Source organism: Gulosibacter sediminis, assembly GCF_030011715.1.
GTDB lineage: Bacteria > Actinomycetota > Actinomycetes > Actinomycetales > Microbacteriaceae > Gulosibacter > Gulosibacter sediminis.
In genome coordinates, this window is record NZ_JASCYH010000026.1 from 24,465 (window position 1) to 36,035 (window position 11,571).

Annotated in this window: 12 protein-coding genes; 3 read left to right on the forward strand and 9 right to left on the reverse strand. The window is 68.3% G+C overall.

Features of this window, described 5'->3' with window-relative positions; translation table 11 throughout:
• Window positions 1-49 precede the first annotated feature (49 nt).
• On the forward strand, window positions 50-649 hold the full coding sequence (locus QM019_RS09075) for a hypothetical protein (protein WP_282852700.1): 600 nt from the start codon (window positions 50-52) through the stop codon (window positions 647-649).
• A 13-nt stretch (window positions 650-662) separates the two neighbouring features.
• Here QM019_RS09075 and QM019_RS09080 read toward each other — a convergent pair whose 3' ends face one another.
• The 4 genes from QM019_RS09080 to QM019_RS09095 form a co-directional block, all read right to left on the reverse strand.
• On the reverse strand, window positions 663-1,409 hold the full coding sequence (locus tag QM019_RS09080) for an imidazole glycerol phosphate synthase subunit HisH (RefSeq protein WP_193127946.1): 747 nt from the start codon (window positions 1,407-1,409) through the stop codon (window positions 663-665).
• The gene (gene hisB, locus QM019_RS09085) at window positions 1,406-2,011 is read right to left on the reverse strand and encodes an imidazoleglycerol-phosphate dehydratase HisB (RefSeq protein WP_282852701.1); all 606 of its coding nucleotides are present in this window, start codon (window positions 2,009-2,011) and stop codon (window positions 1,406-1,408) included. Before hisB ends, QM019_RS09080 begins: the two co-directional genes overlap by 4 nt.
• The gene (locus QM019_RS09090) at window positions 2,008-3,129 is read right to left on the reverse strand and encodes a histidinol-phosphate transaminase (protein WP_282852702.1); all 1,122 of its coding nucleotides are present in this window, start codon (window positions 3,127-3,129) and stop codon (window positions 2,008-2,010) included. Before QM019_RS09090 ends, hisB begins: the two co-directional genes overlap by 4 nt.
• 133 nt (window positions 3,130-3,262) lie before the next feature.
• Window positions 3,263-3,607, reverse strand: a complete 345-nt coding sequence (locus QM019_RS09095; RefSeq protein WP_125107247.1) for a LysM peptidoglycan-binding domain-containing protein — start codon at window positions 3,605-3,607, stop codon at window positions 3,263-3,265.
• A 221-nt stretch (window positions 3,608-3,828) separates the two neighbouring features.
• Between QM019_RS09095 and lexA the strand changes: the two genes are divergently transcribed.
• Window positions 3,829-4,467, forward strand: a complete 639-nt coding sequence (lexA, locus tag QM019_RS09100; RefSeq protein WP_125107246.1) for a transcriptional repressor LexA — start codon at window positions 3,829-3,831, stop codon at window positions 4,465-4,467.
• Window positions 4,468-4,473: 6 nt separating this feature from the next.
• Here the strand turns inward: lexA and hflX are convergent, their stop codons facing one another.
• On the reverse strand, window positions 4,474-6,141 hold the full coding sequence (gene hflX / locus QM019_RS09105; RefSeq protein ID WP_428831963.1) for a GTPase HflX: 1,668 nt from the start codon (window positions 6,139-6,141) through the stop codon (window positions 4,474-4,476).
• A 37-nt stretch (window positions 6,142-6,178) separates the two neighbouring features.
• On the opposite strand from hflX, the gene QM019_RS09110 reads away from it, so the two are divergent.
• Window positions 6,179-6,787: a class I SAM-dependent methyltransferase gene (locus tag QM019_RS09110; RefSeq protein WP_282852703.1), complete on the forward strand. Its 609-nt coding sequence runs from the start codon at window positions 6,179-6,181 to the stop codon at window positions 6,785-6,787.
• On the opposite strand, the gene QM019_RS09115 is transcribed toward QM019_RS09110, so the two are convergent.
• From QM019_RS09115 to dapF, 4 genes are all read right to left on the reverse strand, one after another.
• Window positions 6,784-7,764, reverse strand: a complete 981-nt coding sequence (locus tag QM019_RS09115) for an SRPBCC family protein (protein WP_282852705.1) — start codon at window positions 7,762-7,764, stop codon at window positions 6,784-6,786. The two genes, QM019_RS09110 and QM019_RS09115, sit on opposite strands and share 4 nt — an antisense overlap.
• Window positions 7,765-7,799: 35 nt before the next feature.
• The gene (locus QM019_RS09120; RefSeq protein ID WP_282852706.1) at window positions 7,800-8,165 is read right to left on the reverse strand and encodes an ArsR/SmtB family transcription factor; all 366 of its coding nucleotides are present in this window, start codon (window positions 8,163-8,165) and stop codon (window positions 7,800-7,802) included.
• 173 nt (window positions 8,166-8,338) lie between these two features.
• Entirely contained in the window at window positions 8,339-10,501 is a 2,163-nt protein-coding gene (locus tag QM019_RS09125; protein ID WP_282852707.1) for a bifunctional metallophosphatase/5'-nucleotidase, read from the reverse strand.
• Between the two features lie 100 nt (window positions 10,502-10,601).
• Entirely contained in the window at window positions 10,602-11,501 is a 900-nt protein-coding gene (dapF, locus tag QM019_RS09130; RefSeq protein ID WP_282852708.1) for a diaminopimelate epimerase, read from the reverse strand.
• Between the last annotated feature and the right edge of the window lie 70 nt (window positions 11,502-11,571).

An 11,571-nucleotide genomic window follows, 5' to 3' on the forward strand; every position in this document is an offset into this window, starting at 1 on the left:
ACCAGCCTAAGGGATATCCGCCGACTCGGCCGAACGAAGAGGAAGCTGCGTGACGTACCAGCCGGTGCCGCCCGCGGTCGCGGTCTTTAACCGCGGCTGCCACCCCGTCTATTGGGTGGTGCTCGCTCCCCTGCTCGTGTGGCTCGGTATCGGCATCTTTGTGATGGCGCTCACGCGCGACATCGCGATCGGCACCGCATTTTCGGTGCCGCTCGGGCTGTTGTTCGGGGCCGTCGCGGCGCGCCTGCTGCAGCCACGGCCGGTGACGCTCGACCCGGGCCGGCGCATCCTGATCATTGGCGGCGCCGAGATTCCGCTCGGCGAACTCTCGTCGTTTCAGGTGGTCGTCAGCCGGGGCGGCTGGTGGATCAACTTGCGAGATTCGCGCCGGCGCATCGGCCGGCTGATGCTGCACGGCAACCCCTGCCAACCGGTCACGGCGACGCACTACCGCGTGTTGCACGACACCCTGCTCGAGGCAAGCCGCAGCCCCGGCATGCCCGCGGGGCATCCGGTACAACGGGCCCGACGCGGCGACGTCGCGATCGAGCACGTGCTGCCGATGCTGCTGGCCCAGGCAAACTGGGTCGATTCGGGCGCCTCGCCGACGTCGTCGCGGTCACCGATCTATGCGATGGTGCGCGCGTAGCGACGCGCTCGGGCTACAGCGTGCGGAGCCAGTTGCGCAGCAGCGCGATGCCAGCGTCGCCCGACTTCTCGGGGTGGAACTGGGTGGCCGTGAGCGGGCCGTTCTCGACGGCGGCAATAAACCGCTCGCCGTAGGTCGAGTAGGTGCACAGCGGCCCCTTGACCCCGGGCAGGATCTCGGGGATCTCGAGCTCGGTCGCGGCGTACGAGTGCACGAAGTAGAACCGTGCGTCCTCGACACCGGCGAACAGCTGCGAGCCCTCGGGGACGTCAACGGTGTTCCAGCCCATGTGCGGCAGGCGCGGCGAGCGCAGCTCGCGCACGACGCCGGGCCACTCACCGAGGCCGGGCGTGCCCGCGCTCGCGTCGTCGGCATCCTCGTTCCACCAGAACTCGTCGGCGTTACGAGCGTGGATGCGCTCGGTCTCTTCGCGCTCGAGCTGCGGCGCATTCGGGTCGGCGCTCGTGCCCTCGACCCCGTGCGCGAACAGCACCTGCATGCCGACGCAGATGCCAAGCACGGCGCGGCCACCGGCGAGGCGGCTGCCCACGATGCGCGGTCCGTCGGCCTGCGCGAGGCCGTCCATGACGCTCGCAAAGCTGCCGACGCCCGGCACGAGCAGGCCATCGGCGTGGAGTGCTTTGTCGCGGTCGGCGGTAAGTTCGACGTCAGCGCCGGCCGCCTCAAGCGCCTTCACCGCCGAGTGCACGTTGCCGAAGCCGTAGTCGAAGACGACGACGTTCGGCCGCGCGCCGGTCACAGGGCGCCCTTGGTGGACGGGATGCCGTCGACCTCGGGGTCGAGTCGCTTGGCCGCGCGGAAAGCGCGGGCGAAGGCCTTGAACTCGGCCTCGGCGATGTGGTGCGGGTCGCGCCCGCCGAGCACGCGCAGGTGCACGGTCAGCGCAGCGTGGAACGTGATCGCTTCGAACGCGTGGCGCACCATCGAACCGGTGAAGTGCCCGCCGATGCGGTGGAACTCAAAGCCCTCGGGCTCGCCCGAGTGCACGAGGAATGGGCGGCCCGAGATGTCGACGACGCACTGCGCGAGCGCCTCGTCAAGCGGCACAAGGGCGTCACCGTAGCGTGCGATGCCGCGCTTGTCGCCGAGCGCCTCGCGGATCGCCTGGCCGAGCACGATCGCGGTGTCCTCAATCGTGTGGTGTTCGTCGATGTGCACGTCGCCGTTCGACTCGATCGTGAGATCGGTAAGCGAGTGCTTCGCGAATGCGGTGAGCATGTGGTCGTAGAACGGCACCCCGGTGTTGATGTTCGAGGCGCCGGTGCCGTCAAGGTTGAGGCTGAGGCGGATGCTCGACTCGCTCGTGGCGCGTTCGACGGTGGCGGTACGGGGTTCGGTCATGCGCTGACTCCTTCGGAACTAGTGAGCTGCAGCTCGGGTCGGGCGGCGGTTATCTCGGCGAGGGCCGAGAGGTACGCGTCGGTTTCGGACTCGGTGCCGGCGGTGACGCGGATGCAGTCGGCGGGGCCGGTGTTGCGGATCAGGATGCCGCGGGCCACGAACTCGTCGAACATCACGGCGGGGTCGGCGACGCCGCCGATGAGCACGAAGTTCGCATCGGAGCGGTAGGGCCGGTAGCCGAGCGCGGCGGTCTCGTCGACGATGCGGTCGCGCTGGATGCGGATGCGGTCGACCTGCGCGAGCATCGTGTCGCTGTGCTCGAGCGCGGCGATGGCCGCGGCCTGCGTGATCGCCGACAGGTGGTACGGCAGGCGAACGAGCCGCACGGCGTCGGCGACGGCCGGGTCGGCCGCGAAGTAACCGAGACGCACACCGGCGAAGGCGAAGGCCTTCGACATGGTGCGCGAGATGACGAGCCGGGGGCGCCCCTCGAGCAGGCTCAACGCCGTCGGCGCGCCGTCGTGACGGAACTCGGCGTACGCCTCGTCGACGACGACGATGCCGTCGGTCGCGTCGTAGGCGGCCTCGATGGTCTCGAGATCGAGCGGGGTACCCGTGGGGTTATTCGGCGTGCAGAGCAACACGACGTCGGGTCGCTCGGCTTCGATGGCCGTGCGCACGAGCTCAGGTGTGAGCTCGAAGTTCTCGTCGCGGGGCGCCGCAACCCATTCGCTGCCGACGCCCTTCGCGAGCAGCGGGTACATCGAGTAGGTCGGTGCGAAGCTCATGATCTTGCGGCCCGCTCCAGCGAAGGCCTGGAGCAGCTGTTGGAGCACCTCGTTCGAACCATTGGCTGCCCAGATGTGCTCGGGTGTGAGCCCCTGACCGAGGTACGTCGCGAGTCGCTCGCGGAGCTCGGTGAACTCGCGGTCGGGGTAGCGATTGAGCCCCGGCAGCGTGAGCGAAATGCGCTGAATAATCGAGAGGGCGACGGCCTCCGGCACCGAGAACGGGTTCTCGTTGACGTTGATGGTGATCGGCAGCGCGTCCTGCGGCGCGCCGTACGGCGTCAGCCCACGCAGGTCGTCGCGAATGGGGAGGTCTTCGAAGCTCGTCACCCCATTATCTTAGGCGTCCGGAAAACCACCGCGGGCGCCGCCTCCGGAAGGGGTGGCTGCGACGCCCGGCACGGTGGTGGTGGTGCGTGGCTTCCGGGCCGCGGCCGTGTCCGCGGCCCGGAAATCTGCTGGTCTAGTAGTTCGGCAGCGCGAGCTCTTGGCCTGCCTGCACCGAGGAGCTCTCGAGCAGGTTGAGGCGCATGATCTCGTGCACGACGTCGCGCACGTCATGGCCGTCGGCGATTTCGTCGGCGATGCTCCAGAGGGTTTCGCCCGCGAGCACCGTGTGGTGTTCGAACGTGGTTGCGGCAGCGCTGCTCGTGTTCGATGCGAGCGCGGCGGGAACCTGGGCGATGCCGACCCCGACGCCGAGGGCAACGGGAGCGAGCAGAAGGGTGCCGAGGAGTCGACGACCACGGCTCGTGAGCCGCAGGCGGGGCTGCGCGGTGGCGCTGGTGCGTGCAGTAAGAGCAGTCATGTTGGTCGCTTCCTTTCGACGTGCATGCGAGGCGCATGCGAACATCTGTTTCAAATATAGATTCGACATGTTCGAAACGCAAACACTTTTTCGAGAATGAGGGCGAAACGCTCGAAAAGGTGTTTGAGTCCGGTGCTGATGCCACGTAGGGTGACTTCAACGGAACACAGCTGACCACGGGCCTCCGACACGGCCTCGTGACCACCACCTCAGGAGGGCCGATGGCCAAGCAGATCAAGCCCCTGTCGGACACGCAACAGCGCATCCTCTCGTTCATCGCAACGTTCCAGAACAGCAATGGCTTTGCCCCGAGCATCCGCGAAATCGGCGACACCGTCGGCCTCATCAGCTCGTCGTCGGTGGCCTATCAGCTCAACCAGCTCGAGAAGCGCGGCTACATTCGCCGCAACGCGAATCAGGCGCGCACCATCGAGTTGCTCGTCGATGTGGCGATTGACGAGGTCGAGCCGAGCATCACGCCGGGCCCGACCGCCCTCGTGCCCCTCGTCGGGCGCATCGCGGCGGGCGTGCCGATCACCGCCGAGCAACAGGTCGAAGAGGTCTTCCCGCTCCCCCGCCAGGTCGTCGGCGACGGCGAGCTGTTCTTGTTGCTCGTCTCAGGCGACTCGATGATCGACGCCGCGATCTGCGACGGCGACTGGGTCGTCGTGCGCCAGCAGCCCACCGCGAACAACGGCGACATCGTGGCCGCCATGCTCGACGGCGAGGCCACGGTCAAGGTGTTCCGTCAGCGCGACGGCCACACCTGGCTGCTGCCGCGCAACTCGAACTACGAGCCGATCCTCGGCGACGAGGCGACGGTGCTCGGCAAGATCGTCGCCGTGCTGCGTTCGGTCTAGCTCGCGCTAGTTGTCGTAGTCCACGCGCGGCAGGCTCAGCACGCGCTCGTCCGACTCGTCAACGCGGGCGCGCGGCTTGTGCCGCACCGGCGGCTTCTTGCCCTCGGGAGCTGAGCGGCCAGCAACCCGAAACTCCTCGAACACGCCCATCTGATCGGGATGCACGCGGGCGCGCAGGTGTGTGCCATCGGTATCGTGCAACTCGCGCAGCACGCCGCCCTGGTCGTGCAGCATCGACACGAGGTCGCCGCGCTGATACGGCACGACGAGCTCGACCTCGATCTCGCGCATCGGCAGCAACTCGGCGATGCGCTCCTGGAGTTCCTCAACGCCCTCGCCCGTATGGGCCGAGACGAACACCGAGTTCGGCTCGAGCGCGCGGAGCATGAGCCGCGTGTCGGCATCGATGAGGTCGGCCTTGTTGAACGCAATGAGCTCGGGCACGTCGCGCGAGTCGATCTCAGAGATGACCTCGCGCACGGTGCGAATCTGCCCCGCCGGGTCGGGGTGGCTCGCGTCGACGACGTGCACGAGCACATCCGAGTCGGCGACCTCCTCGAGCGTCGAGCGGAACGCCTCGACGAGCTGGTGCGGCAGGTTGCGCACGAAGCCGACGGTGTCAGCAAGCGTGTACGGGCGCCCTTCGGGTGTCTCGGTGCGGCGCACCGTCGCGTCGAGCGTCGCAAACAGCTGGTTCTCAACGAGCACGCCCGCGCGGGTGATGCGGTTGAGCAGCGACGACTTACCGGCGTTCGTGTAGCCCGCGATCGCCACCGAGGGCACGAGATTGCGGCCGCGCTCGGCGCGCTTCGTGTCGCGCGACGTCTTCATGCCAGCGATCTGGCGGCGCAGCTTCGCCATGCGCGTGTGGATGCGGCGGCGATCGAGCTCGATCTTCGTCTCACCGGGGCCGCGCGAACCCATACCGGCGCCGGCTGAACCGACCTGGCCACCGGCCTGCCGCGACATCGACTGACCCCAACCGCGCAGGCGCGGCAGCAGGTATTCGAGCTGCGCGAGCTCGACCTGCGCCTTACCCTCGCGGCTCTTCGCGTGCTGGCTGAAGATGTCGAGAATGACCGCGGTGCGGTCGATGACCTTGATCTTCACCTGATCCTCAAGCGCGCGGCGCTGCGAGGGGGCGAGCTCGGTGTCGGCGACGACGGTGTCGGCGCCGACCGAGCGGACGATGACGGCGAGCTCCTCGACCTTGCCGCGGCCAAGGTAGGTCGAGGCGTCGGGATGCGGACGTCGCTGCAGGATGCCGTCGAGGACGGCCGCGCCGGCGGTTTCGCAGAGCGCGGCGAGCTCGTGCATCGAGTTCTCGGCGTCTTCGATCGTGCCCGCGGCGTAGACGCCGATGAGCACGACCTTCTCGAGCCGCACCTGCCGGTACTCGACCTCGGTGACATCCTCAAGTTCGGTCGAGAGGCCGTCAACGTGCTGCAGCGAGCGGCGCGCCTCGCGGTCAAGCTGGAGGCCGTCGGCGTCGCTGTGCGAGATGGTGTCGTCGCTCTGGAGCGCGCTCGCGCGCCGCTCGTCGTGGAACATCGTCGTGCGACTGCGGTTTGGTTCGGAGCTGCGCAGAACGCGGTCGAGCAGCGATTCGGTCGCGTCGTTGCGAGCGTCGTCAGAATTGGGGGCGCCGTTGGCGCTGGTTTCATCTAGGGGCATGCTGCGACCAGGATACGCGCTGCGCTACGTTCGAAGCATGTCTGAGCACTACTTTGCCTCGCAGCCCACAGCGAACGCGAACCAGCGCGAGATCGACGTAGTGCTGCAGGGTCGCGAGGTTCGCCTCGCGACCGCAAGCGCCGTGTTCTCAGCCGACCGGCTCGACAAGGCCACGCGCATCCTGCTCGACCACGTGCCCGCGCCGCCCGAGAGCGGCACCGCCCTCGACATCGGCTGCGGCTGGGGCCCGATCAGCCTCAGCCTCGGCCTCGCGTCGCCGCAGCTCGACGTGTGGGCGCTCGACGTGAACGAGCGCGCCCTCGAGCTCACTGCCACCAACGCGAAGCGGCTCGGACTCGACCGCGTGCGGGCGGTCAAGGCCGAGCAGGTGCCGGCGGAGGTCGAGTTCGACGTGATCTGGTCGAACCCGCCGATCCGCATCGGCAAGGAGTCGCTCGACGAGCTCATGCTCACGTGGCTGCCCCGACTGCGGGTCGGCGGCGAGGCCTGGCTCGTGGTGGGCAAGAACCTCGGCGCCGACTCGCTGCAGCGGCGACTCGCCGAGGCCCTCGGTGCGGGGTACGAGGTCTCGCGCCCGCGCACCGACGGCGGGTTCCGCATCCTGCTCATCAAGCGCGTGAGCTAGAACCCGCCCATGACGCGCTCGAGGCGGGCGTAGCTCTCCTCCATACCGCCAACCATCCCGGTCGCGAGGATCATGTCGCGCACCTCTTCGCTCTCGTACTCGACGACGAGCGTGACGAGCGTCGCACCGTCCTCCTCGTAGAGGTGCAGGTCGTTGATGTTCGTCGGACCTTCGGTGCCGATCATGCGCTCGGTCGAGACGAGGCGGCTCTCGGGTTCGATGAGCAGGTTCTCGCCCTCGAAGCCAAAGCCCTCCCCCTTGGTGTCACCGACGGGGGCCCACTCGGTGCGCTGCTCGCCGCCGACCGTAAGGTCGATGTCGCAGACGGTCATCGCCCAGCCATCCGGGCCGAGCGCCCACTGCCGCTGCAGCTCGGGCTCGGTGTAGGCGCGCCACACGAGGTGTCGCGGGCCGTGAATGAGGCGGGTGATGCGCACGTACGTCTCGTTGAGCAGTTCGAGCGTCGTGCCCTTGCCCTCGGCGAACTCGCGAAGGTCTTGCAGCACCGCATCCAGCTGGTTGAACGCGAGCTTCGAGCCCTCGACGCCGCCCATGGCGACGATCTCGTCGATCGCTTCGACCGACTCGAAGTAAGTCACGTTGGTGAAGCGCGTGCCCTCGCCGTTCGCCTCGAACGCGTAGGTCACTCGCATCTGCGGCAGTTCGGTCTGTACGTTGCCGTCGTCGTCGGTGAACATATCGAGCACGGTGAAGCCCTCGCCCTCGTTCACCTCGAGGAACTCCCACGCCCCCGCGGCGGTCTCGCCCTTGGGGCCGGTCATGTGATAGCGGGCTTTGCCGCCCGGGCGCAGGTCGAATTCGGTGAACGTGGCGGGCCAGGTGGGCGGTCCGAAGAAGCGGTTGAGCTGTTCGGGAGTCGTGAACGCCTGCCAGACTCGCGACACGGGTGCGGCGAATTCGGCGACGAGCGTCATGGTCAGGTTTTCGCTGTCGATGGTGGTGTCGGTGACCGGCATGAGCTTTCCTTCGGTGGGGTCGCGCGGTGGGCAGATCAGGCGGGGGCGTTGGAGTCGGATGGGTTCGGGTCCTCGGCGAGCAGTTCGTCGAGTCTGGCGATGCGGGCGCGCCACATCGCCTCGTACTGGGCGAGCAGGGTGCGGGTGCGGGCGATCATGTCGGGATTCGCTCGGATTCGGCGCTCGCGGCCCTCGACGCGCTTGACGACGAGTTCGGCCCGCTCGAGCACGCTGACGTGCTTGTGCACCGCGGCGAACGACATGTCGTACTCGCGGGCGAGCTCCGAGACCGATCGCTCACCCTCGAGCGTGCGCCGGAGCATGTCGCGCCGCGTCGACTGGGACAGGGCGTGAAAGATGCGATCCATTTGCTCATCGGTGAGCTCGATTCGTTCAACCATTTGGTTATACGTTATGGCGTGCGGGTGGCCGTGGCAAGGTGCGAATTCTGGCAGCTTGCTGAGTGGGGCGGCCGGGCTCGCGGTTGCGCGGGGTGCTGGCGGATGCTCGCGGTACGACGATGCCCGGGTCACCTTCTCGGTGACCCGGGCGTCGTCGTGAGTGCGGTGTGCGGTTACGCCTGCGTGCGGCGGCGCAGCACGAGCACGGCGCCGAGCACGACGGTCGCGGCAGCGAGCAGGCCGAGCGGCAGCACCTGCGCACCGGTGGTCGCGAGCGAGTCGTCGCCGTCAGCGACTTCCGGGCTCGTCGACGTCGCGGTGGCCGATGCGCCCGGCTCGGTGGGCTCGGGGCTGCTCGTCGCCGGGTCGGTCTCGGCCGGGGTCGTGGCGGTCGGCGCCGGGGTCGGCTCGGCACCGGCCTCGACCGTGAGCGGCACGCGGACGAGGGTGCCCGCATCCGCCACCTCGAGCTCGATCGTGGCGTCGCCCGCCGCCGCCTCCGGCAGCGCGAACGAGATCTCGGCGGCGCCGTCGGCGGCCGCAAACGAGCCGAGCTCGATGCGCGTGCCGTCGGCGTCCACGAGGGTGCCCGTAATCTCGCTCGCGATCGGGGTGCCCGCCGAGGTGAGGTCGAGGTCGCCGAGCGCGAAGGTGACCTGCTCGCCGGCCGCGACCGGAGCATCCGGGGCGCCCGTCAGCTGCACGCTGCGGCGAGAGAAGTCGGGCGCGATCGCGTCGCCGTCGATCGAATCGGCGAAGGCATCACGGAACATGTCGAGGTCGATGCGGCCGGTGTCGGTCTTCGAAATCGCGTCCTGGAACACCGGGAAGCCCGTCGTGCCGCTCGCGAGGAAGCCGTAGGTGATGATGCTGTAGACCTCGTCGGGGTCGATCAGCGAGCCCTCGAAGTAGACGTCGCTGACCTTGTAACCGAACGCCTCCTCGGGGTCGTAGGTGTAGGTGAGGTTGCTCGAGAACGAGATGTGCGTGTAGCTGCCGTCTTCGCGGAACTGCTGCTCGATGAGCGTGCGCACCTGCTCGCCGGTGAGTTCGACGACGAACTGGTTGTTCACGAACGGCATGACGGCCTGGAGCTCGGAATAGCTGACCACGCCGTCCTCGCCATAGAGCAGGTCGGCGCGCACGCCGCCCGCGTTGCCCATGCCGATCTGGGCGCCGTACTGCTCGCCCTCCTGCACCATCGTGTCGGTGACGAGGTTGCCGAGGGCCGATTCGCCCGGGTAGCTCGTGTCTTCGGCGGCGACGCCCGCGCGGGTGATGTCGCTCGTGATGTTGCCGACGGTCACGCCGCCGAGCACTTCGGCGTCGGCGAGCGCATCGTTGACAATGTCATTCACCTGGGCCACGACCGGGTAGGTCGCGATGAGCTCGTCGGCCGGAGTCGTGGTGCGGGCGCGCAGTTCGCTCGTGAAGTCGACAACCTCGCCGCTCGCCGGGTCGTAGGTGACCTCGATGACGCCGATGTTGTTCATGTACTCACCGGTCTGGATGACCGGGCGGGTGGCGCCGGTCTCGTCGACGGTGTCGGTCCAGTTGTAGACGCGGTGGGTGTGCGCGTTGAGCACGACGTCGACGGCGGGCGTGAGCTCGGTGTCGATCTGCTGGATGAACCCGGGCTTCGCGCGCTCAGAATCCCAGGTGGCACCCTCGGGCTCGCCGGCGGTGGCGCCGTCGTGGAAGTCGGCGACGATGAGGTCGACGTCGTCCTCAATCTCGGCGGCCACGCGGTTCACCGCCTCGACGGCGTCGCCAACCTCCAGGCGGTCGAAGGCCTCGGCCGAGACGAGGGTCGCGAGGTCTTCGGGCGCGGTGCCGATGACGCCGATGCGCAGGCCGCCGCTCTCGATGATCTTGTAGGTGTCGAGCACGGTGTTGCCGGCGTCGTCGTAGAGGTTGGCGGCGAGCAGCGACTGGCCGAGGTACTCCTCGACGCGCTCGACGTCGGCCAGGCCCTTGTCGAACTCGTGGTTGCCGGCCGCGATTGCGTCGACACCGACGGTGTTGAGGACGTCCATGATCGGCTCGTCGTTCGCGATCGACGAGGCGAACAGGCTCGCGCCCTGGTTGTCGCCCGCGCTGATGAGCACCGAGTCGGGGTTCTCGGCTCGCGCCTGCTCGATCGTGCCCGCCCACGGCACCGTCATGGCGCCGATGCGGCCGTGAACGTCGTTCACGGCGATCAGCTGCACCGTCACGGTGCCATCTTCATTAACCGTCTGCGCCATCGGCGACGCGGCCTGAGCCACGGCGGGAGTACCCGCCGCGACCAGTGCCGCGGTCGCGAGGAGGGCGGAGAGTTTGCTTGCTACGCGCATCGCTGCTCCGATTCTCAATCAAGGGCGGCGACCCCGCCCCACGACACGTGAGCCTAAAGAACGGGCGGATACGCGATGTGGCGCGGCGGTTACGGGAGGGTTACCGAGCGCGCCGCAGCTCGTCGAGTTCGAGCTCGCCGTCGAACGACAGCTCGGCCGCGCCGGCAAGGCCGACGTGCTCGCCCTCTTCGGTCGGGAACATGCGCACCTGCAGCGTGCCGCCGCGCACCTCGACCTGCCAGTTGTTCGGCGCGCCCGTGCCTGCCCAGTGGCGCACCGCGAGGGCGGTCGCGACCACGCCGGTGCCGCACGAGAGCGTCTCGCCCGAACCCCGCTCGAACACGCGCATCTTCACCCGGCCGACGCCGTCGCGCACCATCGGCTCGTTCGGCACGACAAACTCGATGTTGGCGCCATCGATCGGCTCGGGGTCGAGCGTCGGCTGCCGGCCGAGCTCGAGCTGCTCGAGCTCGTCGACGCTCGCGAGCGCGACGACGATGTGCGGGTTGCCGACGTTGATGCCGAGGCCGGGCCGCGGCACGTCGAGCCCGGATACGCTGACGACGGGTTCGCCGCCGGCGAGCCGCCAGCGACCCATATCGACCTGAAACCCGCCGGTGCCGGTGCGCTGCACATCCTTCACCCCGGCGCGGGTGCCAATCGCGAGGGTCTCCCCCGGCGCGAGCTGCGCGAGGCCGCGTTCGGTGAGAAAGCGGGCATAGGCGCGCACGCCATTGCCGCACATCTCGGCGATCGACCCGTCGGCGTTCGCGTAGTCCATGAACCACTCAGCCTCGGATGCCTCGGCAAGGATCGCCTCGCCTTCGGGCAGCTTGTTGCTGCGCACGGCGCGGATGTAGCCGTCGGCGCCGACGCCGAAGTGGCGGTCGCACAGTCGCGTGATCTCTTCCGGCGTGAGATTCAGCTCACCGTCGGGGTCGGCAATGAATACGAAGTCGTTGCCGGTGGCCTGGCCCTTGGTGAACTGCACGCGCGTCATGCCCCCATTTTCTCCCGAATCGGTTGAGTGGTCGATTTTTGTAGTTCTGGCGGTGCCAGAACTACAAAAA